At 37.7% G+C, this 26,625-nt stretch carries 25 protein-coding genes and 1 pseudogene; 1 reads left to right on the top strand and 25 read right to left on the bottom strand.

The window, feature by feature from the left end:
- Positions 1 to 21: 21 nt before the first annotated feature.
- The 21 genes and pseudogenes from QLG01_RS13385 to QLG01_RS13285 all read right to left on the bottom strand — a co-directional run bounded on the left by QLG01_RS13385 (position 22) and on the right by QLG01_RS13285 (position 22,213).
- A complete protein-coding gene (locus QLG01_RS13385) occupies positions 22 to 666 on the bottom strand; it encodes a hypothetical protein (protein WP_192835541.1) in 645 nt (214 codons plus the stop codon).
- Between the two features lie 11 nt (positions 667 to 677).
- Positions 678 to 1,649 (bottom strand): 5'/3'-nucleotidase SurE, encoded by a 972-nt coding sequence (locus QLG01_RS13380; protein WP_282496675.1) that lies wholly within the window; start codon positions 1,647 to 1,649, stop codon positions 678 to 680.
- A 232-nt stretch (positions 1,650 to 1,881) separates the two neighbouring features.
- Positions 1,882 to 3,045 (bottom strand): hypothetical protein, encoded by a 1,164-nt coding sequence (locus tag QLG01_RS13375; RefSeq protein WP_282496674.1) that lies wholly within the window; start codon positions 3,043 to 3,045, stop codon positions 1,882 to 1,884.
- Positions 3,038 to 4,366, bottom strand: coding sequence for a TolC family protein (locus QLG01_RS13370; RefSeq protein ID WP_282496673.1), 1,329 nt, complete (start codon positions 4,364 to 4,366; stop codon positions 3,038 to 3,040). The genes QLG01_RS13375 and QLG01_RS13370 overlap by 8 nt, the downstream gene beginning before the upstream one ends.
- Positions 4,363 to 5,949, bottom strand: a complete 1,587-nt coding sequence (locus QLG01_RS13365) for a GH3 auxin-responsive promoter family protein (RefSeq protein WP_282496672.1) — start codon at positions 5,947 to 5,949, stop codon at positions 4,363 to 4,365. Before QLG01_RS13365 ends, QLG01_RS13370 begins: the two co-directional genes overlap by 4 nt.
- Positions 5,946 to 6,734 (bottom strand): hypothetical protein, encoded by a 789-nt coding sequence (locus tag QLG01_RS13360; RefSeq protein WP_171056769.1) that lies wholly within the window; start codon positions 6,732 to 6,734, stop codon positions 5,946 to 5,948. Before QLG01_RS13360 ends, QLG01_RS13365 begins: the two co-directional genes overlap by 4 nt.
- Positions 6,735 to 6,922: 188 nt before the next feature.
- Positions 6,923 to 8,470 carry a DHA2 family efflux MFS transporter permease subunit gene (locus QLG01_RS13355; RefSeq protein ID WP_282496671.1) on the bottom strand — a complete coding sequence of 516 codons (1,548 nt, stop codon included), beginning with the start codon at positions 8,468 to 8,470 and terminating at the stop codon, positions 6,923 to 6,925.
- Positions 8,471 to 8,494: 24 nt separating this feature from the next.
- Positions 8,495 to 9,556, bottom strand: a complete 1,062-nt coding sequence (locus QLG01_RS13350; RefSeq protein ID WP_282496670.1) for an HlyD family secretion protein — start codon at positions 9,554 to 9,556, stop codon at positions 8,495 to 8,497.
- Positions 9,557 to 10,252: 696 nt separating this feature from the next.
- The gene (gene iaaH / locus QLG01_RS13345) at positions 10,253 to 11,713 is read right to left on the bottom strand and encodes an indoleacetamide hydrolase (protein WP_282496669.1); all 1,461 of its coding nucleotides are present in this window, start codon (positions 11,711 to 11,713) and stop codon (positions 10,253 to 10,255) included.
- A gap of 91 nt (positions 11,714 to 11,804) precedes the next feature.
- Positions 11,805 to 12,524, bottom strand: coding sequence for a helix-turn-helix transcriptional regulator (locus QLG01_RS13340; RefSeq protein WP_282496668.1), 720 nt, complete (start codon positions 12,522 to 12,524; stop codon positions 11,805 to 11,807).
- Between the two features lie 199 nt (positions 12,525 to 12,723).
- The gene (locus QLG01_RS13335; RefSeq protein ID WP_035331565.1) at positions 12,724 to 13,152 is read right to left on the bottom strand and encodes a hypothetical protein; all 429 of its coding nucleotides are present in this window, start codon (positions 13,150 to 13,152) and stop codon (positions 12,724 to 12,726) included.
- 174 nt (positions 13,153 to 13,326) lie between these two features.
- Positions 13,327 to 13,878, bottom strand: coding sequence for a hypothetical protein (locus QLG01_RS13330; RefSeq protein WP_023274231.1), 552 nt, complete (start codon positions 13,876 to 13,878; stop codon positions 13,327 to 13,329).
- Positions 13,879 to 14,054: 176 nt separating this feature from the next.
- A pseudogene (locus QLG01_RS13325) lies at positions 14,055 to 14,204 on the bottom strand (helix-turn-helix domain-containing protein); the annotation flags it as partial.
- A 54-nt stretch (positions 14,205 to 14,258) separates the two neighbouring features.
- The gene (locus QLG01_RS13320; protein ID WP_013197824.1) at positions 14,259 to 14,381 is read right to left on the bottom strand and encodes a hypothetical protein; all 123 of its coding nucleotides are present in this window, start codon (positions 14,379 to 14,381) and stop codon (positions 14,259 to 14,261) included.
- 167 nt (positions 14,382 to 14,548) lie between these two features.
- Positions 14,549 to 15,943, bottom strand: a complete 1,395-nt coding sequence (locus QLG01_RS13315; protein ID WP_282496667.1) for a methylenetetrahydrofolate reductase C-terminal domain-containing protein — start codon at positions 15,941 to 15,943, stop codon at positions 14,549 to 14,551.
- A gap of 72 nt (positions 15,944 to 16,015) precedes the next feature.
- Positions 16,016 to 16,783, bottom strand: coding sequence for an NUDIX domain-containing protein (locus tag QLG01_RS13310; RefSeq protein ID WP_282496666.1), 768 nt, complete (start codon positions 16,781 to 16,783; stop codon positions 16,016 to 16,018).
- A 60-nt stretch (positions 16,784 to 16,843) separates the two neighbouring features.
- Positions 16,844 to 18,337, bottom strand: a complete 1,494-nt coding sequence (locus QLG01_RS13305; protein ID WP_282496665.1) for a nicotinate phosphoribosyltransferase — start codon at positions 18,335 to 18,337, stop codon at positions 16,844 to 16,846.
- An 11-nt stretch (positions 18,338 to 18,348) separates the two neighbouring features.
- Positions 18,349 to 19,233 carry a phosphoribosyltransferase family protein gene (locus QLG01_RS13300; RefSeq protein WP_282496664.1) on the bottom strand — a complete coding sequence of 295 codons (885 nt, stop codon included), beginning with the start codon at positions 19,231 to 19,233 and terminating at the stop codon, positions 18,349 to 18,351.
- Positions 19,234 to 19,490: 257 nt separating this feature from the next.
- The gene (locus tag QLG01_RS13295) at positions 19,491 to 20,366 is read right to left on the bottom strand and encodes a LysR family transcriptional regulator (RefSeq protein ID WP_282496663.1); all 876 of its coding nucleotides are present in this window, start codon (positions 20,364 to 20,366) and stop codon (positions 19,491 to 19,493) included.
- A gap of 104 nt (positions 20,367 to 20,470) precedes the next feature.
- Positions 20,471 to 21,721, bottom strand: coding sequence for a cation:dicarboxylase symporter family transporter (locus QLG01_RS13290; RefSeq protein ID WP_005040497.1), 1,251 nt, complete (start codon positions 21,719 to 21,721; stop codon positions 20,471 to 20,473).
- 66 nt (positions 21,722 to 21,787) lie between these two features.
- The gene (locus QLG01_RS13285; protein ID WP_003650523.1) at positions 21,788 to 22,213 is read right to left on the bottom strand and encodes a VOC family protein; all 426 of its coding nucleotides are present in this window, start codon (positions 22,211 to 22,213) and stop codon (positions 21,788 to 21,790) included.
- 402 nt (positions 22,214 to 22,615) lie between these two features.
- Here QLG01_RS13285 and QLG01_RS13280 point away from each other — a divergent pair, with 402 nt between their 5' ends.
- Entirely contained in the window at positions 22,616 to 23,239 is a 624-nt protein-coding gene (locus tag QLG01_RS13280) for a LysE family translocator (protein ID WP_045431886.1), read from the top strand.
- A gap of 60 nt (positions 23,240 to 23,299) precedes the next feature.
- Here QLG01_RS13280 and QLG01_RS13275 read toward each other — a convergent pair whose 3' ends face one another.
- The 4 genes from QLG01_RS13275 to QLG01_RS13260 form a co-directional block, all read right to left on the bottom strand.
- Entirely contained in the window at positions 23,300 to 23,875 is a 576-nt protein-coding gene (locus QLG01_RS13275) for a flavin reductase family protein (protein WP_282496662.1), read from the bottom strand.
- 14 nt (positions 23,876 to 23,889) lie between these two features.
- On the bottom strand, positions 23,890 to 25,035 hold the full coding sequence (locus tag QLG01_RS13270; protein ID WP_005040493.1) for an NADH-dependent flavin oxidoreductase: 1,146 nt from the start codon (positions 25,033 to 25,035) through the stop codon (positions 23,890 to 23,892).
- A 72-nt stretch (positions 25,036 to 25,107) separates the two neighbouring features.
- Entirely contained in the window at positions 25,108 to 25,755 is a 648-nt protein-coding gene (locus QLG01_RS13265; protein ID WP_282496661.1) for an NAD(P)H-binding protein, read from the bottom strand.
- Between the two features lie 119 nt (positions 25,756 to 25,874).
- A complete protein-coding gene (locus tag QLG01_RS13260) occupies positions 25,875 to 26,618 on the bottom strand; it encodes an SDR family oxidoreductase (protein WP_151767785.1) in 744 nt (247 codons plus the stop codon).
- Between the last annotated feature and the right edge of the window lie 7 nt (positions 26,619 to 26,625).

The raw sequence follows: 26,625 nt of genomic DNA, 5'->3' as shown, positions 1-26,625 counted from the left end.
GAATCCGTTGCCTTTTTATTCTTAAGATTGTGCAAATGCCCAAATGTCTTTTGATGCAACTGTGTCAGATACAAGTCTAAAACTCATAGGTTCTAAGTCTTCATCTACCACAACATAACCTTTCGAGTTATTTTTTAGCGCATCACACTTGTTATCGGTCAGTTGATAGCTTGCTGTATTGGCTAATGCACTTTCAGTAATAACACCTGTAAACACACAATTTGAGTCTTTCGAGACAATTTTGCCTTGTGCATTCACCTCGGCATTTACCGTTGTTCCATCTGAAAAAGATAAATCATAATTGCCGACCAATTGATTCAGCGTAATTTTCTGATCATCAATTTTTTCATAATGTGCTAATTCAACTGTCAGCGCTTGGTTAGACTGGTTGCTCTGCCAAGCTTTGGTTTTTGTGTCGTAGCTCATCACAACCTTGGCACGGTTTTCGTCATCATCTAAAACCAATAACTTAGAACCATCTGCGCCAGAATAGTATTTACCCGCCATTGGTAACTCTTCATTAGTTTCAGTACTAATAATATAAGTACCGACGTCTAAGCTCGGAGCTAAGGCAGGTTTTTCAGTCGAGACTTGGTCATCATGATCATTGTCATTACAAGCCGCCAAGCCAAGCCCAAGGAGTAAAACCAACAAACAACGTTTCATGGTCTTTCTCCTTACTTGTTAAATAGGCTTTTTAAACGAATTTTGAGCCATTCTTGAGCTGCAGGTCGCTGATCGTAAGCCACTTGCATTGCAGTCACAGCAATTTTGCTTTGCATTACGGCGCTTTCATCCGACATTTGAGCGGCTGTTGGAGCCGATGGTGCCGCGTCTATTCCTAGGCCAAATTGGTTATTGCCTTTATTGTCTTTAGTCACTTGGAATTTCAGTTTATATAGGTCATAAGTTCCAATTTTTGAAAAAGCAAACGGTGTGCTGGTTGTTAAATTTTTAGGGAAATTAACATTTAGCGTGATGCCTTTTGGCAACAATTGGCCTTTGCCTGCCTTAGCTTGTAATTCTTTTAATAACACTACGGTTTGTTTTGCCACAATCGCAGAGTTAGGGTTGTTTAAGGTTTTGTCATCTACTGTGTTGGTATCGGCGCTTAAGGCAATAGAAGGAATACCACGTCCTGCCGAAAACTGTACATTGCCAATGGTGCCAGAGTGTACAACGACTTTTCCGACATTTTGTCCTTCATTCGGGCCCGATAAAACTAAGTCTGGTGCTTTACCCCAGCGTTTTGGTGCAACCACATCTAATCCATAAACGGTTGCCATCACTGGTGTGCCATGTGTGTAGTTCCAGTCACCATTGCTATAGCCCGCTTTAGTAAAGGTTCCAGCCGCAGGTGCGCCGATTGGGGCTGCACCATTGTGACAACCATTTTCAGCCGCAATTTGCTTATCATTATCTGCGGTAATCGTTGTTGAGCTGTACATCACGATTGCGCCACCACGACCACTTTGTGGTGAACAAGGTACAGACACAAGCACGTTATGACCATTTGCTTTTAATTCATCATAGAGTGCTTTGACATTGCTGGTTAGACCGTCATCGTTAACCAATAAAATATTTAGTGCAAAAGCTGGAGTTGTACACAAAGACAGAATAAGGCCGCCCAATAAACTTTTTTTCATCACTTAACTACCATGTTCTTAAATTTCGATTTGTATAGTAGTTGCGCTATATGTACGTTTAGTGACTACGCATCAATAAAAATTAAAATAATTTTCCATTAAAAATTAAATAATTATATTATAAATTATTGCTATATTTTCTTTTATAAACTGATCTTCAACTTCAGCGCTCATATTCAAAATGACAAAACCCACATTTGTGGGCTTCATTCAAAGTATCAATTCAAGCTTTAAATTAAATACGTCCAACCTCTAAGTATGGAATCAAGTTTTTATCAAAATGTGGTCGTGGGTCGCCCTCATAACTAATAAAACCATGCATTCCAGTTAAACGTTCACCTTTATAAAACTGGTTTAACTGATAGCGCGGGTCTTTATGTGAAAGCGTAAAGCTCACCACCCCAACGCCCTGCTGTTTTGACTTGTTATAGGCATCTTCGAGCATTTTATGATGCAAAGCCAAATCTTCTGGATGGCACATAAGCGTATGTAGCACATGGTACTGAATAGAGTCGCCAAGTTTAGGCAAACGCATGCCCTTAGTAATTGGAGTTAGCAAGTTATAAACGGGTCTAAAAATTCCAATGACTGAACTGTAATGCAAAATTTTGGTTTGCTTAATACTGTGCTGATCCCACAAACCAAACATGCCCACCAGTTTTTCACCCTTAAAATAAAGTGAAAAGTCTGAGAGTTTTATCCCTGAAAAATACCGATGACCTTGGGCCAGTTCTTCAAAGTTATAGGCAGGAATGAAATTATAAAACTCTGCCATGCCACTAATAAATTGGTTCATCGCTCCCACATGTTGAGCTTCAGCGACACAACTATGGATCTTTTGAAGATCACTCTGTTTATCAACCTGCTTTAAAAAAGCCGTGATTTTTCGTTTTGCACCTGTACTCGTCAGGCTTAGTGTCTCTATAAGCCCTTCGTCATAATAATCAGGCATTCCCGTTTTACCCGTTTGGATGGCAGCGCGTGCGGCATGGTTATCATCAAAAATAATCATTTGGCTATAGTTCGGTTCATGCATAGTTTGTTTTACATGCTTTGCTAAAACCTTAACCAGTGATTTGCCACGATAGTTATGATCTACCCGTAAATCACCCGCGTATCGTAAGTTTTGAATGTTCCGATCGACATAACACGGACGGTAACCATTGCTATAACAAGCGACATTTTTCTGACTTTCAGTGTCTTCAATCAACACATGTAATTTATGTCGATAGACAATGTCAGACGCTCTAAAATAGCTCGGTTCGCGCTGAAAGCTAATTTGTATACCTTTGGTGGTCATGGGTACGGCAATTAAATCTCGTAAAGCCTGATCATCTGCCAAAGTTGCTTCTCGGGTAATCAGCGTATTGTCAGCAAGTGGTGGATTTGTTTTATTCATTATTCACCTGTTGTGCGGTCTGTACGGGGACCAAGTTATTTAAGCGTCCCATTTGGTCGAGTAGCTGATAGACAAACACCACTTCGTCTTGGTCATTTACGGTTTTCTGAGTTTCTGCATCGAGTAACTTTTGCTCGGTATTGAGCAAATCAAATGTGGTTTTAGTGCCAACATCGAACTCTTTACGCGTGTAGACAAAGGCAATAGATGCTGCCTCTATGGCATTTGCCAGTGCTTCTTTATTTTGTCGAATGGTTTGAAGCTGTGCATAGGTGGTACGGGTGCGCTTGTTCAAGTCCAGTTCAAGACTTCGCGTTTTTTGGTTAGCTAAATCGATATCGGCCTGTGCTTTTTTAACGTTGGCCCGATTTAAGCCATCGTCATAGAGCGGTACATTAAGTTGTACCCCAACCATATAGTTATTGCTTTCAGAGCCGATATAGCTTGCTTCATCTTGCTTTCCAGCACGGCTGGTGAGCATCACGGTTGGCCACAGTTCCCGCTTGGTTAAAGCATATTGTTTCTCGGCGGCCTGCTTTTCGTATTTGCTGCGCATTAAAGCTGGATGGTTCTTGGTTTGCGCCAAAATTTCATCTAAGCTCGCGGGAATAGCGGGTAGTTGCTTAATGGTAGCAAGGTTTTCAGGCGTTTCACCTGTCACTTGATAAAACTGCGCTTCGCTTACGGTTAGGTTAGATTGGGCCTGTGTAATATCGGCTTGGCCTTGTGCGACTTGCGCCAAAACCTGAGCCAAGTCCGCACGGGTAATCATACCCACGTCAAAACGGCGCTTTGACTCATATAAAGACCGTTGTAGATTTGCCATGGTCTTTTGTCTGAGTTCTAAAATGGCTTTCTTTTTTAATACGTCGGTATAGACCATTACGGTATTTAAAATGGTTTCCGACCGTTGATCTGACAAACCTTGGTTTTGTGCAGAAATCTGACTTTCGGCAACATCAATTCCTAAACGGTGTCGTCCAGACGTATAAATCGGATAATCTGCTTGCAATTGTAAACTTCGGCCTTTACGATTTCCTTCGGTTGGAAACAGTACGTGTGAAGGCGTATCTATTCTTTCATAGTCCAGTTGCCCGACTAAATTGACTTTAAGTCCATCACGCTGTTTAGCCTGTTCAAGCACTGCGGTGGACTGGTTCACGCTTAAACGGCTGACTTCAAGCTGACTTTCATGCCTTAAACTAGCCGACAAAGCCTCATCTAAAGTCATGGCATGTGTATTCGACACCAACAACACGCCTAAATACAAGGCGTGTCGAAGTGTTAAAAACCGAGTATTAAATTGCTTCATCCCTTTCATAGTTGTTCCAAACTATTGAGGGTGACTTTTTTAAGTGGCTCAGGTTTGATATTGCCTTCAATAATGCCATCAAACATGACCAGTTTTTTATAGGCATTCCACCCATTATTGGCTTGGCGAATCTGAGGTTGATCAAGCTGTCCCAAGTTTCGAGCAAGTTCGTAATGGAAGTTTTGACGCAAAATACTGTCGATATATTCATTGCTAATGCTGTGATGGATGTCACCCTCAAAAAGCACGCAATAAAATGGTTTAACCTGTTGCTGGGTATCAATCGCCAGTAAAGAAATCGCTTTCGATTCGGTTTCATTTAACTGCGACAATAACTGATGAGCTGTTTCAGGCGCGAGTTTTTCACCGACCAGATCTACCCCAAAACGGCGGCCTTGGAACTCAAAACACGGAATTTGCTCTATAAAGCCAGTGACGCGTAAGCAATCATCCAAACAATAACGAAGTAAGCCATTACCCGAAGTAATCAGTGGGCTGACCACATCACCTTGTTTAAGCTGCCATGATGGAATGATTTGACCTTGCTTCTCACCTTCTAAATATTCAAATTCGTAGAAGTGACTTTGATACGCCAGCGGGTATTGGTCGTTGTAGGGAATCGTGACGACACCTTCAGTCGCCCATAGACCTTTTCCTTCAAACTGAACACTGGGTAATTTCTCTTGTAATTTTTCTGCCCAAGCTTTTGAACCTGCGGTATCCCAACTCGACACTAAACTTAACTTAGGCCATAGCTGTTTGAAGTCGATCTGTTCGCCGTTTGAACTGTCAATTAAGGCTTGAGCGCTTTCAGGACTATGCGGTGCAGTCACTTCTTTTAATGAAGCCTGACGATTACCCCATGAACCACTTTGTAAAACTTCAATCACGTCTTGTTGTAGTAACTCCAAACGCTCAAGCAATTGCAACGCAAAAGTTGGACTCCACACCGAAATCATGGCTAAGTTACGGTTTGCCACCAAATAGCAAATCGTTGCAAAGAGTGCATCGTCGGCATTGGCTGCAAATGCAACATTACTTGGAACCGCTTGGGTAAACTTAGATAAAATTCGCTTACCTACACCCAGTAGCGCACTATCATCATTTAGATTTTTATCTTTTAAAACCTCACGCTGGCTTTCTGGTAACCATGACACCGACCAGTAATGTGTTCCCGAACTAAGCTGCGGACATTTGCGGTATAAACTCGCCATCCACGGCGCAATCGCATGGTCAAGCTCATCTAAAAACAGTTTGGTGTATGGAATAAACTTGATTTGTTCACTCGAGCCACTGGTTGGCTGGAAACGAACCAGCTTACTACTAGACAATGAAAGTTTCTGTTCGCGATAACGTTGAATGTCTTCTCGCCATGCGCCATAACGTGTCGCAGGAAATGATTTTACAAACTGCTCATAGCTTTGAACTTTTTTGTCTTTAGCAAATGTAGAGGTCTGTAAAATCGAATGCAGAATTTGACGTTGTGTCGCTTCTAAAGCATTAAACTGTTTTTGAAAATTACGATCGGATGCATCACACCATTTTTTTAAAATCAGATGCGAACCCAAAGTTAGCCATTCATTAGATTTCATTGGATGGCCTCTCTACGTTTTGTTTTATGCGTTACACAGGCTTCAAATTTTCCCTTACTCGTGGGTTTGGTGATGAGCTTTACTGGGAAACGCGCAAGATCTTTCCAGCCTAATCGACCAATACACGGTAATTCTGTACCCGCACTCCATGTTGGATTCATTTGCTCAAAGAAATGAATATTTGGGTTCTTTTGTCTCATTTCGGCAGTAATCGGTGCGACTTCACCTTTTAATGGTTGATAGTCATCACCAAAGTTTAATAAGCCAGCTTCACGGTCGTAGTATTCCCCAAAGAATTTCTCACAGTAGTGCTCAACCACTTCCGAGAGATGCTGATTTTCATCTTTAATATTTGGGTAATACACATAATAGTTATTGGCAAGTAAGAGATAGGTTTTATAGCCTTTAGAAATGAGAAGCCAATAGAGCTCGTTAAATGGATATTTGATTCGAAGCTTGATCATGAGTTTGAGCATGGTACTTTGCAGACTACGCGTGCCCCAAAACTTCTTCAAAATGACCGTATCACCGCTAAATAACACGGTGTAGTCTTTACCGTTTAAATAGAAGTGCTGCACAACAACGGTTGAGAACCCCACAATCTCATCTGTTTCCGAGTCAAAAATTAAGATCGCACCACTTTTATTTTTAAAATCATCTACGAAAATAGAAAATCTCGTATTTTCATAATACTGTTCGTAAATGGAATACATCACTTTTAATCGCTCTGTATCGATTTGCTCTTTTTCAAAATATTGACCATAAGTCGTGTTTTTCAGGTTCAATTTTGAAATCAATTTATACGTTGTATTAATCATAATCCTTTAACCTTCCACCTCTAATTTGCGAGTTCCCCGATCTCATCTACCGATATAAGAAAACTCATAAAAATGTTCTTTTTCTATGAAGGGATACGTTTTGATATGCCCTATTGTTTTTCATTCTTTGAAAGCTGCCCTTTATTTCTAAATCGCTACATATTCATTTTCTTCCCCCGATCCATAAAGATGGTTAAAAAGGCGGTCACAAACATGATGATTGCGAGCATGCGTAATAAATCATTAAAACTAGATGTAAGCGCCTGAAAATGAATGTCACGATAGATCACGCTGAGCGCAATTTGCTGTGCATTTGAGCCGACTTCCTGATATTGCGCCGTGAGTTGGTCAAGTCGTTCTGTAAAAATCCAGTTTTGCGGTGTCATCGACTGATTAATCTGGGTAACATGAAGCGCAGTCAGCCAATCTAAAGATGAGTTAATGAGAGCTAGCCCAACCGCTCCGCCAATATTACGCATCAGGTTATAAATACCGCTGGCATCGGCAACTTTACTGAGTGGCAAAGTGCTCATGGCTAAATGCGAAACCACAATCAGACAGATCATGAGGCCAATGCCACGATAGATTTGCGGCCAGAACATAAAGTCATAATCGCTGTGAATGCTGAGGTGAGAATTGAGCCATACACCAAAACCAGCCAGAATCATTCCGACAAATACGGTTTTTCGGGTATCAAAATTGGGAATAAGCCACGCAAGAAATGGCGCAAAGCAGAACATGACAATGCCTGTCACCATCATGACGTGACCAATTTGGCTACTGTTCATTTCACGGACTTGCCCAAGAAACACGGGAATCATGTAACCCAAGCCATAGAGCGCCATGCCAATCACAAAAGTTGTGATAGCACTTAAGGTAAAGTTTTTGTTTTTAAATACGGATAAATCGAGCAAAGGTTTAGGTTGGGTAAAACTTCTAGAGAAGAAAATCATGCCGCCCACAACGCAGATCATAAACGCTACTCGAACACCTGTGTCTGCAAGCCAGTCATGCCGTGCGCCTTCATCAAGGAAATACTCAAGCCCACCCAAAAACATCGCCATACCAACGAGGCTAAACCAATCCATGCTTTTAATGAGTGAATAGTTTGCACGGTCAATATTTGGACCCGAGTAGATGACCGTAGCAATGATAATGCCCGGAATAATATTGATCAGGAACATCCAGTGCCACGAGAAATTATTGGTGAGCCAGCCGCCAATGGTTGGACCAATGGCGGGCCCCAAAGTACTGATCATTCCAAACATGACTAAAGGCAATGAGCGTTTTGCATCAGGGAAAAGTAGATACAATGCGGTCATGGAAGTCGGAATCATTCCTCCGCCCATAAAACCTTGAATGCCACGAAAAACCAATAAACTTTCTAAGTTCCATGCCAATGCACAAAGTAAAGAGCTGACCGTAAAACCAATTGCACAGATGGTGTAATACACCCGTGTTGAAAGCACTCGCGAGACAATACTCGACATTGGAATTGCAATAATCTCGGCAATTAAATAAACCGTTTGCACCCAAGTGACTTCGTAACGACTTGCACTCATTCCAGCTTGAACTTCGTTTAAAGAACTCGCCACAATCTGAATATCAAGAATCGCCATAAAGTTGCCAAAAATCATGGCAGCAAAAATTGCCCATGCCGTCTTTGCGGGAAACATCCACTCGGCGTCAACGTGCTTATTCATGTCTTATTACCTAAAATTTTATTATTAAGTTCTTAGGTCAACGGTGGCACTTACCGACATACCAGGTTTTATCAAATCGATATGCGGGCTTGAATCTATGGCAATACGTACAGGAATACGTTGAACAACTTTGTTAAAGTTTCCTGTGGCATTGTCTGGTGGCATGAGTGAGAAAGTTGCGCCTGATGCTGGTGAAAAACTCTCAATTTTTCCGCTATAGGTTAGGCTTGGATAGGCATCAAGTTTGAGTTCAACTTTCTGACCAATATGCATTTTTTCAATTTGGGTTTCTTTGAAATTCGCTTGTACATACAAACTGTTTTCAGGAATGATCGCCATTAAGCGCGTTTGCGGAGAAACACGTGAGCCTTTTTGAATTGCAAGACTACCGATTTTGCCATCTACAGGACTTACCACTTTTGAGGAAGCCAGATCAACCTGATATAAATTTAAGTTTGCATGAGCACTTTGAATATCAGCTAAAAGCTGCGCTCGACTGGCTTTTAAGCTCCCCAACTGAGCTTCTGCTGCATTGACAGCTGCTTGTGCCTTACTGAGTTGTGCCTGAGCTGTTAAATATTGAGACTGAACCCCTTCAAAGTTTTGTCGGGTAATCACGCCATCTTTTAATAAATCTTGATAACGTTCAAAATCTTTTCTCAAACGAGTTAAGTCTGCTTTCGCTGCCACTACACCACTATTTGCTTCAGTAATGGAAGACTGAGCAGACTTTTCATTTTGCTGTTGTACACCAAGCGCCGCTTCTTTTAAGCTGACGACAGAACTCGCCTGATCATAACGCGCTTGGTAATCGCGGTGGTCTAATACCGCCAAAGTTTCCCCTTTCTTTACCACCTGATTATCGTTAATTAATAACTCAATCACTTCGCCTGAAATCTTTGGCATGACCCAAGTAACATCTGCCTGAACATAAGCATTATCAGTAGATTGATAAAATCGGTATACAAAAAAATAATATATAATGCCTGCGACTAAAAATAACAGCAGGACACTAAAAACACCCCAAGTTATTTTCTTTCGACTTTGGAAATTAGTGTCAGTTTCTAGCTGAGCTACGTTATCCATATTCATTCCGTTTATTTGTAATATTCGATTTTTTATTTACACCAATAAATTATTAGCGTCTTTTTTACGTAACTTTTCACTTGGTTTATTCAATGAATCGTGACAGCGTAAAATTTGGTGCAAATTATGGTTCTTAAATCGATTAAATATCATTGACCCTTTTGACATATATTTTTTCTATTTACGCCAATACACGTCATGCTATAAAAAATATGTTTAAAAATTATGTAATTTTATATTTTCTAAAAAATTTAATTATAAAAACTTTCTTTAAAAATTAATTTAAACAAATAAAATCAATAGATTAAAATTAAAATTATTAATATAAAAATGATTAATTGGTAGAAAAATTTATTGCATTAATATTAAAAATTGGCGTTTACTTTGTATAACTTGTGTTAATTTAATTAGAGCAATATGTAATTTAAAGAAATTCTTCGAGAATTTTTATAATATTTATAGAAGCATAAAATATAAATATGCAGATTTATCAACCATAGTAAAGCACAGCTTATTAAATATGTATTTTCAATATATTTACAATTAACCATATTAAGTGGAATAACATAAAAATTTTCAGACTAAATCCAACTTATTTTTAAGAAGCCGAGCATTATTCAAAAACAAAATTAATCTAAAAAAGAGTTATTTTTAACTCTTTTTTATTTAAAAAATAGAGAATTATCGGTTTATTTTTTACTTATTTAAAATCTTAAATATTTCTTCTAAAGTCATACCAATCGCAAGTATTTCACTATCCTGATGAGGTAAACCATCAATTTCTAATCCAACGGGTAGTTTCGATTTCACTCCCTTTCCAATGGGTAAACTCAGCCCTGGTAATCCGATATTACTGCCGGGGTCCGTATTTCGAATGAGTGTCTGGAAATTTTCAATTGAATTGGATTGTTCATTTGCGAGTGGTGCAACAATTGGTGACGTCGGAAATAATAAAGCATGTAAGTTATGCGCTTTAAATGTGTTTTGGTAGTGTTCAAGCAATTGTGGCCGAGCTTCACTGATGGCCTTTTCATAGAAAGGTAAAACAGGAACAAGTTGCCCAGTCTGATCTTGAATTAATTGAGGAAGGATATTCTGTTTAAAAATTGCCTGTACATCTGGGCTTGAGATCAGATCAACCACATTTTCAATAGTCAAATTTACATCATGATGTTTTAAATATTGAATAAGGTCATATTTGCCTTCATAGATGACTACAGGAAAAGAAATAGCGTGATTAAGTTGTTCTAAATTCGGCATATCGACATTAATAATTTCGACTCCTGCCTCTTTTAAAAGCCCAAGTGCAATATGCGCCTGCTCACGAACATCTTCATCTAAATGATTCCAAAAATATGGATTGATGCCGAGCCTAATTTGATGAGACTGTAATGGTTTTTTCTTTGGCTCTTGAGTAATAAGCTGATCAATTAAAATAATGTCAGATATTGTGTGTGCAATCGGGCCAGCCGTATCCCGCGTATGTGAAATTGGGGTAATACTGTTTTGTGAGTATCTTCCTACCGTTGGACGAAAGCCGACACAACCATTTAACGCACTTGGCAAACGAATAGAAGCACCAGTATCTGTACCAATCGAAATTGGAACCATTCCCGCTGCTACGGCCACAGCACTACCAGAAGAAGACCCACCAGCAATATGCAATGGATTTACGGCATTTCGTGTACCGACAACGCCCTCTATATGCATAGCAGTATTATAACCTGTTACTCCAAAGGCCAATTCGTGCATATTGGTTTTACCAACAATGATCGCGCCGTGATCAATAAGTTTTTGAATAATCGGTGCGGAGCTTTGAGGTTTAAAATCAGCTAAAGCTGGTGTGCCTGCACTATTCGGGAAACCTGCAACATGAATATTATCTTTAACTGCAATTAAAATACCCATCAAAGCTGGACATGGTTTTCCACTAAGCAGGTATTTATCCCAATATTGAGCTTGTTGAATTGCTGAAGCTTTATCTATGCTAATAAATGCGTTTAAAGACTGTTGTTTTTCAATAGTGTCGAAGTAATGATGCACGAGTTCTTCACAGGATACTTTTCTTTCATGAATCAGTTTAGTGATGACATCTACTGAAGCATTTGCTAAACCCTGTAATTCAATCCAATTATTTTTTTCAACTGCATTTGACATGATGACTTAAAATCCATTTAAGTTGTGATCTTAAGAACTTAGTACAAATTGCTCGATAATTCGTATCCTCAAAATTGAGGATTGCTTTGCTTTAATGTTGAATGAGTAAAGCCATTTCAGTGCGATTATTGCAGCCTATTTTTCTCATAGAATTATTCAGATGGGTTCTTAATGTGGTAAAACCAATACCAAGTAAACTTGCCACCTCTTTATCACTCAAGCCTTTAGAGACCAAATGAACCACTTCTTGTTCACGTGGTGTCAGACCATATTGTGTTGACAAATCTAGTGGTAAGGCTTGCGTAAGATAAGGTTCAAGCAGATTTAATATTCTTTTTTCACGCTCACCAAACATGTCAGCATCTTTTGCACGCCAAATGCGTAAATCGCCAATATCTATACCATTTCGGACAAAATAAATATTTATCCCGTGATACAAACCATAGGTTTTTAAAAACTCATTGTAATAGCCTGTTTTTTTCAGGTCTGCAAGAGGCATGACTTCATTTACAAATGTTGGTTTCTGGAGCTTATGAAGCTGTGCAGTAATGGGGTCATTAAATTGCCAAATACACTCATAATCCTCCATCGCTTTTGGGTCGATTTTCCATATCACACCATCTTTCGATAAGTTATGCCTTGAATCCCAAATATAAGACGCAGCAAAATCAGCCCGTAACAAGATGGCAATATCTGCAATGATATTTTCACGTAAATTATATTGCCCTTTTCCTGAGCCAAGTTTCCATAATATTTCAGAAAACAATGTAAACTCAGACGGGCTGAAATCCTTTTCTAAAAGTGCGGTCATCATCTACCTATTTAACGAAATCCATCGAACTTTAAGAAGATCGGTTAAGTGCTTCCTTTGAACTTAATACTCATCCCATCCTTTTCTATAACATATCTATTTTTTGATTTGGTAGGCAATAGCTATATTTTGTTCGTAAAAATATTAATTTTCTTGTTTTACTATGCCACTTTTAACTATTGAAATTTATCTTCTGAAATTACTTATCTAATAGGTACCAAAGGCTTCGATCAACTTTTCTCTCTTTTCTTTTTTGCTCCATTAGCTGTTCATATTCTTTTTCTGAAATTACTTTTCTATTAGGTGTAGATTCAATGTATGGTGAATAACCTCTATAATTAGCAAACTTATTTTCTCTGTAATATTGTGATTTATCATAATCAGTCATATTTGACGTTTGGAATAGAACATCTTTATCTCGCTCAGCCCTTCTAAAAAGTTGATTTGTACGATCTATTTTTTGTTGCATTGCTGACTCAAAAAAAACAACACTCTCACCACTTTTAGTATTTTGAGCCTCTTCATCTTTAGCAATTAAAATAGAAGGTTTTTTTTCGAAAAAATCATCAGCACTGTACACTGGACTAATAATTAATAAACTTATAAAAGATAATAATATTCTATTCATAAAATTAATGCGCTCATTACAAAATAGTGGAAAAGGCTTATCCATTTTTATAACCTTTGATATTTTCATGAATTATATCAAATAGACCTAGTTTTTAAATGCAAATAACCTGTATATAAAATAAAAAAACGATAATAATCGTTATTTAGCAGGGTTTTCCAAAGTTTGCTCTATCTATCTTGGAAGATATCTTTTAGAACCCGTGCTATTAAGGCAATAATGTCCACCTCTAGGCCCAACACAATATGTACCAGAAGTACAATAACAAGAATTATTAGTAGTTTGACTATAGGTTCTTGAAGTATGAGTAGTAGAGGTACTTCTAGTTTTAGTATTGCTATACCTTTTAGGCTCACGTTGTTGAATTGAGTAAATAGATTCCCTGTTATTAAAACTACTTTTAGCGTTTCTAAAAATAATTGGAGGAGTATAACAACCAGAAAAACTACATAAATACTTAGTATCAATCCACTGTTGTGTATGAGAATTTGGATTTATTAATGCCCATTCGTCTTGATATCTGAACACATAAACTTCGCTCCCCCCTTTCAACTTAAAGATTTCATTACCATTAGGTATATCTTTAACTGAAGCAGAATCTACACTAATCCAATTCTTAACTGGATTAAACCGTTCAACTTTTTGCTGTGAATAGTCGATGTTTGGTAATGCCACACATCCAGTTAAACCTAAAGCAGTAACTAACCCTATTAAATAATTTTTCATTTTATTAACTTCTAAGAAAGAATATTTTCCTAATGAAGTAAACAATAAGCTAGCTTATAAATACAATATATACTTTCAGCTAATTCAAATAAATAAACAAGGAGTTAAAAACCTGTTTCTAAAAGCTGCCCCCCGCAATAAGCCTTTGAATCCAAATTACTTGGATATGGTTCCCGTTATTTGACCTGAGCTGGATTGCTAAGTTTTACAGCTATACATGCTGCGAGTTGATCGTAACTTTCACCTTTGACTGCAAACTGGCTTGCTAAATCAGGATGTTGTGAGAGTTTTTGTGCGAAGGTATGAATCTGTTTGTCACTCAAATGGTGCAGTGCGCTTTTTAAAAACTAAAACCCACTCATTGAGTGGGCTTTTTATTACTAACCGTTTTGCCTGAGGTGGTCTTGGAACTCTTGGTCGTGTATTTTGTCGTAATTAACAGGGTCGTAAACGCATCCAGTTAAAACAACAATTACAGCAAGTACAGCAACCAACTTTTTCATTGAGACAACTTTCCTTTTAACGCAAAAGATTTGCTTTAAGTATACTCCTCAGTAATCATCTTGATTGGACATAATTAAGCCAAACAATTGTTATTTTTAAATTATCGCCGTGCTTTAGCCTATCATTTGATTTTTTAACAAATTCAAATCACAGGTTAGTACAAAACTTAAGCCTCAGTCGCTAAATACCAATTTTTCCAAGAACTGGTTCCTCTGGTTTCAATTGGTACAGTTGGAATCAGTTTTTCTTTTAATATTTCAGTTTGTTCAACAGCTTTAGCAAGTCTTGCTTTGACTGAATGAATGCATTCACGGTCACCAAATTCGCAGCGATCTAAAGTTGTACCGCCACAAGGCCCGTTGGCTAAACCTTTTGGACACGTTTCAGGACAAATATATAAAGTATCGCTTAGGCGACACTGACCACAGCTTTCACAACCGACTAGGCTATGTTTACTCAGCACTTCTGTTTTAATTAATACTTTGGCGACTAAAGAGTTTTCCCAAAATGACGCTTTAAAAATAAACCGTCCAACGCCTTTAGCAATTTTTGATCCAAACATTGCTTCATGCATAACATGCAGTTGGCGATATTTAATCATTTGTTTAGACGTTGGCTGACGCGAAAACCGAGCAATTTCAGGTGAAAACTCTTTGCCTGTCGTAACTTGCCAAAGTGAATTCCAAAGCTCTTCTAAGGCTTTAAGCTCCAAATGTCTGTATTGCTCAATGTAGCTTTCAAGCAACATTTGCTCTTCTGGCTTATGGCACGCAGATAAGTGGATTCCTGCAAACCCTAATTGTTTACATATCAAAATCTGTAAAGCACAGCGTAAATAAACGCGGTCTGTATGCCCTGCTTGTTTTTCATCTGCCAAGACTTTTAACATGTGCGGAGTAATCACAATACCCGCGACTTTATGCTTCACCATAAAATTGGCACGGCCTAAAGTCAGTGGCATGACACAAGCCAGTATTTGCTGCGAATAAACATGCTTTGTTAAAAATGATTTGGCTTGCTTTAAGGCTTCAATGTCATAACCTAATTGGGTAATGATAAAGTCGGCGCCTGCTTTAATCTTCTTATGCAGTTTTAAGTACTGGGCATCACGCTCAGCTTCAACATATTTAAATGGGTTAAAAGCAATTCCAATACGAAACCCACCGTGTTGCTTGGCAGCCATTACGGCGTTTACCGACTCTAAGTAGCGACTACGAGGCTGCCCATCTCGACCATTATGGTGTTCTTTGAGTTTATCGCCTGTAAGCAATAACAAGTTGTGAATATTGGCTGCTTGAGCTTGTTCTAAAAAGCGCTCAAAGTCTTGTATGTCTCGGGCCTTACCTGAAAAGTGTAAAACTTTATCGATTGAGTCAGGGTAACTTTTGCTGGCTTCAAGCGGCGCGATATCATGATCTGAATGTACGCGATCTGCCAATGTCATTGCAGCCGGATATCCTGCAAACTCATGTTTCACAGGATAAATTTCATGCAGTGAAGTGAGATATTCCACCAACACAAAAAACTGGTTTTGCTGGAAGCAGGGAGAAACGTGTGACATAGGCAAAGTGCTGATCAAAACATGACATCAATCATAAGCGCGGCATTATAAATCAAAGTGCATCAAGATGCGCTAGTCAGAAAGCTCATTGTTTTGCTTATCTTCACCCTCTTTGTTTCTAGGTAATTCGAGTGAGCGAGGAAATATAAAATCGAAAGAATCGAGTGCATAGCGGTAAAGCTGAGCTGGTCGTTTGCCTACAATTTTACTTTGATTGGTTTCTTCAACTACACCAGCTTCTATCATGCGGCGTCTAAAGGCTTTTTTTTCTAAGGATTGCCCAAGAATAATTTCATAAATGCTTTGTAGCTCGGTCAGCGTAAACAACTCAGGCATGAGACTAGCTGGCAAAGCGGTATAGCGAGTTTTACTGGTTAAACGCTCTAAAGCTAAACTGAGCAATTCATTATGATCAAACGCCAATGCTAAATCTTTTGCTTTTGCTACAGGCACCCATTCGCTGTACTCAGCCAACGCTTGGTGTTGATAGGCATTAAAATCGATTAATGCAAAATACAAAATGGTTACTGCCCAGCCACGTGGGTCACGTTTAGCATTACCGACAGAGGCGACTTGTTCCAAGTAAGGTGAAGCAATCCCTGTTTTTTCGACCAGCTTACGATAGGCTGTGGCCATCAGGTCTTGATCATGCTTTAAATCGGCAAAACCACCCGGTAAAGCCCATTGGTCTTTAGCTGGAAAGTTTGGTCGCTTAATGAGTAATACCTGCAACTGACCATTAAAAACCGAGAAAATAGCCATATCGACCGTGAGTAAAGGTGCGTCATAATCTCGGCGATCATAACTGGCAAGGAATTCTTCTTCAGTTTGAATAGTCACGTTCAGCCTCTCAATAAAAATGATGAGCCGATACCCACGTAACGACTCATCTAAACTCAGTTATGCGATGGATAAACGCTCACGAATTTGATCCAAAGTACACTCATATTGAAGTTTACCATTTTCAAAGACGGTTTTTAGTGCTCCGCCTTGTTCTTGTTCGGCTGTTTGCTCATCAAACAAGGTAAAGCCATTTTCACTTTCTTCAATGCGTAATAGACCTTTCGCCGATTTTTTTACACCTGAGTCAGTAATTGGGTCTTTGAACAACTCACGCCCTACACCATTCACCTGCCCCCAAGTTGCTTTCACAGCAAACCCAAAGGTATCGCGAGTTAAGTAGTTATAGGTAAAACTGCCAATCCCAAACACCAAATTGTTTGAAGCAAAACCTTTGGCTTCTAGCCCTTCTAAAATACGCTGTGCACGGTCTAGAGTAATCGAGTCACCATAAATTAAACCAACACGTTCATTGAGTACTTTATAGCCTTGGTCAGTCGTTGTACCGCCAAACACTTCCCATAAACATTCTACCGCGCCTTTATATGCTGGGCTTCCAGCTCCTGCATCTGGGTCGCCGCAAATAATTTTAACAGGGTCGCCGGAGTCTGGACGGAAAACCAATTTGGCCAAACCTAAAGCATTGGGTTGTCTTGCCAAAATTTCAGGTTTTAAAGCCACTGTAAACTCGGTAATCACTCGCCAAAAGTCCCAAGTGTCAGATACAACACTAACCACACCAGACGGATAAAGCTCACAGATTAAACGCTTAAAGGTTTCTAGCTCACTGTTTTCTGTACCCATACACATCACACTGTGTTCGGTTGCTGGCACAGAAACCCCAATCACACCTGTGGCATTGTAATATTCTTCTGCGTAGTCGATTGAAGCGACCGAGTCTGTTCCAATAAAACTAGTTAAGTGACCCACACCCGATTGTGCAGCATCATAAATTCCACTCATGCCACGGCTACTAAAATCGTGTCCTTGCACAGGCACAAAATCAAGTGGTACACCAGTTTTTACGGCATATTGAGTTAATAAGCGTTTGTACTCATAGGCAATTGTGGCCGTAGTACAACTTTTCCAAAGCTCAGCACTTAAAACCGTTTCAATATAGTTAGTTAACCAAAAGAAACGCGGGTCGGTATTAATTACGGTAAGCACGGGTACACGCATATTAACGCGGCTACCTTCTGGCAATGCTTTAATGCGTAATGGTAAATAGCCCAAATCGTGTAACGCTTCAATGTGATCAACAGGTACAGCACCTTCACCTAATGAACTATCCATACGGCGTTTATAAGCAGCCACCACTTTATCTTTAGCTTGCTTGAAAAAGCCTTCATTCCACGTATCGATTAAAAAGTGTTTAATAAAACCTTGAAGCCCAAAGAACACAACTTTATCGTCAAAGTCAGGTAACATTTTAGCAAGTCGAGATGAACGCGGCGTAAAGTTCGCGTACACGTACTCTGTGCCTGCTGGATACTGACGTCTGTGATCAGCTTTATAAAAATCGATAGCGTTTAATGGATTCAATTTAATAGTCATCTTTATTCTCTTTATTTTGCTGCAAAAGCAATTACTGAAATTTTGTCTGATGGTTGTTGTGGAAAGCTGTCCGAGGTAAACAGTTGGTCAAGCAACCCATCAAAAACCTCTATTCCTTTACTGAAAATACCGTGGGTCACATATAGAACGACCTTATGGCAATTGAGGCGACGGAGTTCTTTGGCAATACCAATAAAGGTTGCACCGCCGTCGCAAATGTCATCGGTAATGACCGCTGTGAGGCCTGATAAATCAGTTGCATGTACATGTGTACCTAAAATTTTGCCAGTCACTGGGTCACGTTTTTTATCACACTGAACAATAGTGAGGGATTGTTTACGCTCAAGATTAAAAGCATCTGCAACCATTTGTGTGCGTTCTTTTGCGCCTTTGTCTGGGCAAACCAGCACTGTTTTTTCATCTTTTAATAATGTGCTCAGCGCTTCACTCTTTGCGATGATGTCGACTGAACTAACATTTACAACTTCGTTAAAAGAAGTATTTGCAGCGAGTAATGCTGTGGTTACTTCACTATGGCAGTCCCAAACAGTGATTTTGCCTTGTTTGCCCGCTTTTTTGTCGGCATTGATGTTGAGTAGCTTTGTCATCACATCAAGCGAGAACGCTTGGCCTGCTGCACAAATACGATCCTGTCGTGCGTATGGAAAATACGGAATTTCTAAGTCAACGGTTAAACCCTGATTCAGCAATATATTTTCAAGTAACAAATAGTCCATCACATCGTGACTTGAGGTCATTTTGGCACGGACCAATACGTAGCCAGATAGTGAACTTAACGTTGTCTCATCAATTTGAACATGACGCTCGCCACCAGAAAACTGCGTGAATTTCACTGGAATTTCATTTCTTGCCGCATCTAAAAGCTGGATAGCCATATCATCCTCTTTTTGTCTGATGACCTTCGATAAATATATAGTGGCATAAGGCCACCATATATTTCAAGTCTATTTTTCAAACTTTTTTCAAAGCCCGCTGAATGACATTTGATGTGAGATTTTTGACACATATTTCGAGATTGTTACAATCTATATCTATTAAGTTTACGCAATAAAAAATCCGACTTAATGTCGGATGTTTGTCTTTTCCTATCAATAGCACATATCCTTTGTTGTTGAGAAATGAATGTACTTAATTACTTTTCACGAATAGCCACACCTTCGACTATTTTTGAAACAATACTTGATATAATTGAATTTTCAGTATTTTTTTTATGAATAATAATAATTTCTCGATAAAGATCTGGTTGTTTTAAATCAATTATATTGATATTTTTTTCTTTCAATTTATCCATTCCAATATCTGGAATTAAAGCTACGCCTAAGTTTTTTTCTACCATTCTAATAATTGCTTCAATTTCATCTACTTCAATAATGTCATTTGTTTTGATTTGATTTCTATTTAAATAGTTTGCTACAACCTTCCCCCCAAATGAGGAATAGTCATAACGTATAAACGGATTATTTTTTAAAATTTCAACAGGGTGTTTTTCGTGAATATCAATTGGGGTAATAAGAAGAATAGGCTCTTTTTTTAAAGTATAGTGACAATAATCATCGGAAACTTCAAAATTAGGCTTAATGATAATCGCTAGATCTATCTCATTTTTTCCAAGCTGATGGAACAAATTGAATGAGACTCCTGGTATGAGTTTAATTTTTGCTTTAGGAAAGTATTTAAATAGTTCTTCAAGTATTTCTGGCAAAATATTGGATTGAATTGAAGCAATTGCCCCTATCCTAATCTCACCAGTGAAATCTGCCATACATTCAGGTTGTTTCATCTTCTCGACAAGATCAAAAACTTGTTCAGCTAACGCAAGTACACGTAAACCCTCACTATTAAATTGAACAGTTTTTCCGTTTCTTTCAAAAAGCTTAATCCCCAAATAAGATTCTAAAGATTTGATTTGTGCACTGACAGCTGCTTGTGTAAGCCCTACATTATGGCCTGTAGCACTAAATGAACCATATTTTTTGATTGCTATAAGGGTTTTGAGCTCATGAAACATACTATCTGTATTCCATTAAATGATAAAACCAATCCTTGCAGAAATTATACACTTCTTAAATTTATATAGATAAGTATCTCTTAGTGCGATACTTATCTTTGGTTTTAATTTTCAGGTACAGTATTAAAAGACTCTAATCGCTTCGTCTTCCACTTTGCTACAACTAGTGGTGCAATAGCATTTCCAAGAACATTTAATGTTGTAGTACCACTTTCAATAATTCTAAAAATACCAGCAATTAACGCAACACCTTCTAATGGTAAACCAGCTGTTGCTAAGGTCGCAGATAAAATCAAAATTGCAAAACCAGGAACTCCTGCTGCCCCTTTAGATGTTAAGACCATAGTCACGACCAATAATGCTTGTTGAGAGATAGTCAAATCTATTCCATATAATTGAGCGACGAAAATTGTAGCCACACCTAGGAAAATTGATGCTCCATCTAAATTAAATGCATATCCCATAGGTACTACAAAACTTACAATACGGCGTGGAACACCATAGTTTTCGAGTTTCTGCATTAATTGCGGCATGACAGCAGCAGACGCACCAGTTGAGAAAGCTAGAATGAGTTCATCTTTAAAATATTTAATAAGGTGAAATAAGTTTTCTCTTATATACAAACACACAGCACCTAGAACAAAAATAGCAAATAAAGCTAAAGCTAGATAAACGACTCCAATTAATTTCAGTAATGGCAATAAAGAACTGAAGCCAAAAGTCGCAACTGTCGCGCCGATCATCCCAAACACACCAATCGGTGCATAAGCCATGACTAAACTTACAAGCTTAAACAATGCATCAGATATTCCCTGTAAAACTCTTATTACAGGTTGGCTTTTTTCTTCAGGAATTTTGTTTAATGCTAAACCAAAAAGAATCGCAAAAAATAGAATTGATAGTAGTTTGCCTTCATATAGAGCTACCACAATGTTTTCCGGCACGATATTTTTTATAATCTGTAGAGCGCCTTTGTTCGTATCCGTATGTAGTACTACAGCTGAGTGTGCCATCCCAGATATATCTGTTCCAACCCCAGGTTGAAAAAAATTGGCCAATAATAAACCCCAAACAATCGCAAGGCTTGTTATTGTAAAGAAATAAAGGAGAGAACCAGCACCCATTTTTCCAAAAGACTTATTATCACCTCCTCCTGCGATGCCTAAGATCATGCAACACAATACAATAGGTACAACGACCATTTTCATCATATTAATAAAAATATCGCCTAACGGTTTTAATATTTCAGTGCTTACCCAAACTTGATGAGTTGGATTTACATTAAAATACCACCCGACTAAAATACCTAAAAGAAGACCAATTAATATTTGCCATACCAAAGAAATACTTTTCATAAATCATCCTTGTTTCTACATGTCCTCAAAAAAGGGATACAAATAATATTCGTATCCCTCATTACTTTATTTTGCAAAAAGCTGAGTCATATCTTTAAATGCTTTAAATTCAAGCGCATTACCACACGGATCAAATAAAAACATAGTTCCTTGTTCGCCAACTTTACCTTTGAAACGTACATAAGGTTCAATCACAAACTTTGTACCTAACGACTTTAATCTTTCAGCTAAAGTTTCCCAATCTTCCCAACTTAGAATGATTCCGAAATGCGGAGCAGGTACATCATGACCATCCACAGAATTAGAAACAACTTTTTCTTGATAATCCATTTTAGGATGCTCATGAATAACTAATTGATGTCCGAAGAAATTAAAATCAACCCAGTGATCACTAGATCTTCCTTCTTCTAAACCAAAGACTTCACCATAAAAATTTCTTGCAGCGGGCAAATCATAAACTGGGATAGCTAAATGGAATGGTGCTAAACTCATAGGAACCTCTATTAAATTGACTTTTGTCTTAAATAAAAATTTAAAATAGAAAGGTTTTCCGAGTTAAAAATCTAAAACTTTAGATTCTGTCTTTACTCGTATAATCCTTTATACCTGAATAGGAATTTAAGATAATAAGAATCTTTTTGATCTTATTTACTCACATCCTTTAAACAAATTAATGCTATATAAAAAAAAGCGTATTTAGAAACAAAAATATTTTTTCAAATTAACAAATTATTCCTATATACAACATAAGTCATTGTAATAAAACAAATTAAATAAACACTAATGATTATCAAAATCATATATGCATATAATATTTTTTTATCCATTTAATAAAAAAATATTGTTTATTATATTTTTATTTAAAAACTATAATTTAAAATTTAATGAACCACTATGACCTTATATACTTGGCTCTTGTTTCTATCCACTATTTCTGTCCTATCAGCAATACCAGGCCCTAACATGGTATTCGTATTGAATACGAAAATTAATCAGACATTAAAGGAAACTTTAATATCAACTGCAGGATGTTTACTAGGAGTATTAATATCAATTACAGCATGTTGCCTTACACTCTTATTTTTAAGTAATTTACAAAATATATTTATAAAATTAATTAATGTATTTGGAATTATCTATCTGTTTTTAATTGGAATAAAACATTTAAACCACAACTCGAAAAAATTAAATAATGACAAAATATCCTCATTTAAAACGCATGGTAATTTCTTTATTAACGGTTTTTTTATAGCTATTTGCAATCCTAAAACAATACTTTTTATTATTTCATTTTTCCCTCAATTTATTAATCGTAATTCACCTCTGCTCTCTCAGTATTCAATACTGATTTTTACTTTTGTTATTTGTGAATTTTCTTGGATGCTAATCTACATTTGGGGAGGTGAAAAAATTAAAGTGCTAATAAAAAAACCAAAATTCTTTTATTTATTTAACAAAATAATTGGTGCTTTCTTTATTTTATTTTCAATATCTCTCATATCCCTAAACTTAACATGATTAAAATATTTACTGTATTGGTTCATTGAAAATCCCCAATACAGTAAAATTAAAGCTAGACTAAGGTCCTTCATTTGCCTTAAGTCCTTGGCCTATAACATAAAATTGTCCACCAGCAATATAATGTAAAGTTTTCAATTCTGTCGGTACATCATCAAATTGCCAGTGACCATCTTTAAAGACACGATCATCAGCCCAAGCACTAACAACCTCTCCAATGAAAAGATCATGAGCTTCTTGATTGTGTGGCTCTGGAATTAGTTTACAGAGTAGCCAAGCTACACACCCTTCGACTAAAGGAGTTTGAAAACCATCTTGATAAAATAGTCTTACACCAAATTCATTCAATTTATTTGGGTGGTCTTTTAGACTTTCACTTCCAACATCTACAACCATTTGAACTTGCTGTACAACAGGAACTTGTAAAGCAAACCATCCACTTTGTTCAACTAAAGAACGTGTAAAAGCCATTTTATCTAGAACAACAGTGACTTTCGCTGGAGAAAACTCCAAAGCACAAGCCCATGAAGCAGCCATCACATTTTCAGTACTTTGATGTTTTGCAGACACCAATACAGTTGGTCCATGGTTCAATAAACGATACGCTTTTTCTAAAGGTACAGATTGAATTGCCATATTATGCTCAATATTTAAATATCAACTGTTTTCCACTCAGAATCATCTTTAAGTGGGGGTAAATAGGATAAGCGGCTCATATTTTGTTGCCACAAATTATTAGGAATACGATATCGATCTGCTTTATGAGGATCTATTGCTAAAACAATATCGCTCTCGCGCCCATTCGCAATTAATGTTGCAAGATCAGGATTCATCATCACTGCTTTTCCAACTGCAATAAATTCAGCCCATTTGGTTTGATATGCTTCTAATATCTGATCTGCACTAAATAAACTACCGATACCAATTAAAGGTAATTTACCTGCAATTCTTTCATGCAAAAGCTGCATACGTGTTAAGTGGACATCTGCTCCTCTACGTGCTTTTTTATAAAAATCCCAAAGAGATACATGCAAATATTGAATCGGTTTTTCTACTAATGCATCAACTAGGGCAAATGTATCAGCCATGGTTAAACCTTGTTCGCCTGGTTCTTCTGGTGAAAACCGATAACCAATTATGAAATCATTTAATCCATGTTTCATTTTGATAGCATGTACAGCATCTACAATCGCTAAAGAAAAACGCATACGTTTTTCAATGTTGCCACCCCATTCATCAGTTCGACGGTTTGATTGGGCTGAGTTAAACTGCTGAATTAAATAACCATTGGCACCATGAATTTCGACACCATCGAAACCCGCTTGAATAGCCAAATCAGCAGCATTAGCAAATGCTCGGATTAAATCATTAATTTCAGAATGAGTAAGTTCACGTGATCCAGATTGAATATCCTCAGATGGCGCAACCTTTTCAGCACCATTTAACAATTCATCAATGCTGAGTTTCCCTCCATGATGAATTTGTAAAATTGCTTTTGCACCTTGAGATTTAATTAATTCAGCAACTGCTTTTAAACTAGGTAAGTCTTTATCGCTAATAGCCTCAGGCTGCCCTATAAATGCTTTACCCTCAGGTGAAACTAAAGTTGCAGCACTAATGAATAAACCAAAATTTTCTGCACGTCCTTGAATAAAAGCACGTTCTTCATGGCTTAAACTACCATCATCATTAGAAGCAAAATGTGTCATTGGAGCAACGACTAACCGATTTTTTATCGTTACCCCGTTATTTAAAGTATACGGTTGGAATAAGGGAGAGTATTTAGGATTCATCATATTCATCTTCAATTTAAAAAATCTTTTAACTTAAACTTTGCTTTAACAAGCATTAAACAGAAACGTAAAACTTCACGAGGAGACCTGATTGAGCGCTTCTGTAATTGGAATGTCACCATCAGCCATCGTAATCACCTGACCAATCGTATTTGGAGCACTTAAAATACTTGCAAGTGTCTCTACGACATTATCAATACTGTTACTAAGAGGTTCTGTGACATTAGTCTTAATTCGACCACTACCTAAATTTTCTTGCAATGCACCTGGTTGAAGGATAGTAAAATCCAAATTACTTTGATGAACTAACCAGTGATCTGCGAAAAATTTTGCAATGTTATAATCAGTGATATTCTGTAAGAATGACTCACCCCATCGTTCAGGTTGTAATGCAAAAACTGAGCTCAACAGTATAAATCGACGAATCCCCACAGCTTGCGCAGCCTGCATGACTTTCACTGCACCAAAAGCATCAACTTGAAGAAGATTTTTTCCTCTAGAACCTGCAGTGAAATAAATAACATCTATATTTATAGACTCGAAACCTTGAATGATCTTTTGCAAATCAGCCAGCAAATCTAATTCAAAAAAGTGGATATTAGGATTCGTAAAACTCAAAGAGTCCTTGCGGGCTCCTGCAAAAACTGAATGCCCCATTTTTGCCAATGTATTGACCAAATGAGAACCCACTCTGCCATTTGCACCAACAACAAGAATATTCATAAATACACCTTCGTAATAATTACGATTTAATGAAGTGATTAATATCCAACCCTGAGTAAAAGCATCGCTTCTCCACCTCACATCTTGTAAGAATAGGAAAAGCGAAAGATAGATAGTGATTACCAATTTTGACGCGTTGGAGAAATGATTAAATCATTCACAGTGACATTTTCAGGTTGATTAAGTGCATAGACTACAGCGCGTGCTACATCATCTGGATCTATAGCAATTTTGTTGAGCTCTTGTGCTGCCTTACGGCCTTCAGGATCAGTGACTTTGTCTGCCCAGCCTGTATTAATAACACCAGGACTAACTGTATTAACTCGGATACCATGGTTAACACCCAAATCTTTACGCATTGACTCAGTCATCGCTTGTACAAAAAACTTTGTTGCACAATAGATCCCCGCTGCTGGATCTACTTGATGCCCAGCAACTGAATCCATATTCAAGATTTGTCCAGACTTTTGCTCAAGCATAATTGGTAATACGCCTGCTATTGCATTCAAATAGCCTTTGATATTGGTATCAATCATTTTGTTCCAATCATCAATTGCTAAATCGCTCCAATATGAAAAAAGCATAAGTCCAGCATTGTTAATTAGAATATCAACAGAGCCGTAAGTATCTTTAGCAAATTGAGCAAGCTTTTTAGCGTCATCAAGGTTGGTAACATCTGCTACAAAGCCTGTGATTTGATCACCATGCTTTGTTATTTCATTAACTAGTTCATTAAGACGTTCTTGATTTCTTGCAACCGCTATAACTTTAGCTCCTTCAGCTGCCAACATTTTGGCAGAAGCTTTGCCAATACCTGAAGAGGCTCCAGTAATAATGATTACTTTGCTTTCTAAATAATTCATGCCCCAC

Origin of the sequence: Acinetobacter sp. V89_4, assembly GCF_029967875.1 — a bacterium.
Taxonomy (GTDB): domain Bacteria; phylum Pseudomonadota; class Gammaproteobacteria; order Pseudomonadales; family Moraxellaceae; genus Acinetobacter; species Acinetobacter oleivorans.
The sequence above is the reverse complement of the archived record's forward strand: the minus strand, read 5'-3'. Positions and strand labels throughout refer to the sequence as shown.

Excerpts from the sequence above, each read along its gene's own strand:
- QLG01_RS13365 (WP_282496672.1), bottom strand. The coding sequence starts at position 5,949 with ATGAAATCTAATGAATGGCTAACTTTGGGTTCGCATCTGATTTTAAAA.
- QLG01_RS13350 (WP_282496670.1), bottom strand. The coding sequence starts at position 9,556 with ATGGATAACGTAGCTCAGCTAGAAACTGACACTAATTTCCAAAGTCGA.
- QLG01_RS13340 (WP_282496668.1), bottom strand. The coding sequence starts at position 12,524 with ATGACCGCACTTTTAGAAAAGGATTTCAGCCCGTCTGAGTTTACATTG.
- QLG01_RS13280 (WP_045431886.1), top strand. The coding sequence starts at position 22,616 with ATGACCTTATATACTTGGCTCTTGTTTCTATCCACTATTTCTGTCCTA.
- QLG01_RS13290 (WP_005040497.1), bottom strand. The coding sequence starts at position 21,721 with ATGAAAAGTATTTCTTTGGTATGGCAAATATTAATTGGTCTTCTTTTA.
- QLG01_RS13370 (WP_282496673.1), bottom strand. The coding sequence starts at position 4,366 with ATGAAAGGGATGAAGCAATTTAATACTCGGTTTTTAACACTTCGACAC.
- QLG01_RS13295 (WP_282496663.1), bottom strand. The coding sequence starts at position 20,366 with ATGTTTCATGAGCTCAAAACCCTTATAGCAATCAAAAAATATGGTTCA.
- QLG01_RS13285 (WP_003650523.1), bottom strand. The coding sequence starts at position 22,213 with ATGAGTTTAGCACCATTCCATTTAGCTATCCCAGTTTATGATTTGCCC.
- QLG01_RS13275 (WP_282496662.1), bottom strand. The coding sequence starts at position 23,875 with ATGGCAATTCAATCTGTACCTTTAGAAAAAGCGTATCGTTTATTGAAC.
- QLG01_RS13355 (WP_282496671.1), bottom strand. The coding sequence starts at position 8,470 with ATGAATAAGCACGTTGACGCCGAGTGGATGTTTCCCGCAAAGACGGCA.
- QLG01_RS13320 (WP_013197824.1), bottom strand. The coding sequence starts at position 14,381 with ATGAAAAAGTTGGTTGCTGTACTTGCTGTAATTGTTGTTTTAACTGGA.
- QLG01_RS13300 (WP_282496664.1), bottom strand. The coding sequence starts at position 19,233 with ATGGCTATCCAGCTTTTAGATGCGGCAAGAAATGAAATTCCAGTGAAA.
- QLG01_RS13385 (WP_192835541.1), bottom strand. The coding sequence starts at position 666 with ATGAAACGTTGTTTGTTGGTTTTACTCCTTGGGCTTGGCTTGGCGGCT.
- QLG01_RS13315 (WP_282496667.1), bottom strand. The coding sequence starts at position 15,943 with ATGTCACACGTTTCTCCCTGCTTCCAGCAAAACCAGTTTTTTGTGTTG.
- QLG01_RS13330 (WP_023274231.1), bottom strand. The coding sequence starts at position 13,878 with ATGAAAAATTATTTAATAGGGTTAGTTACTGCTTTAGGTTTAACTGGA.
- QLG01_RS13335 (WP_035331565.1), bottom strand. The coding sequence starts at position 13,152 with ATGAATAGAATATTATTATCTTTTATAAGTTTATTAATTATTAGTCCA.
- QLG01_RS13270 (WP_005040493.1), bottom strand. The coding sequence starts at position 25,035 with ATGATGAATCCTAAATACTCTCCCTTATTCCAACCGTATACTTTAAAT.
- iaaH (WP_282496669.1), bottom strand. The coding sequence starts at position 11,713 with ATGTCAAATGCAGTTGAAAAAAATAATTGGATTGAATTACAGGGTTTA.
- QLG01_RS13375 (WP_282496674.1), bottom strand. The coding sequence starts at position 3,045 with ATGAATAAAACAAATCCACCACTTGCTGACAATACGCTGATTACCCGA.
- QLG01_RS13305 (WP_282496665.1), bottom strand. The coding sequence starts at position 18,337 with ATGACTATTAAATTGAATCCATTAAACGCTATCGATTTTTATAAAGCT.
- QLG01_RS13260 (WP_151767785.1), bottom strand. The coding sequence starts at position 26,618 with ATGAATTATTTAGAAAGCAAAGTAATCATTATTACTGGAGCCTCTTCA.
- QLG01_RS13265 (WP_282496661.1), bottom strand. The coding sequence starts at position 25,755 with ATGAATATTCTTGTTGTTGGTGCAAATGGCAGAGTGGGTTCTCATTTG.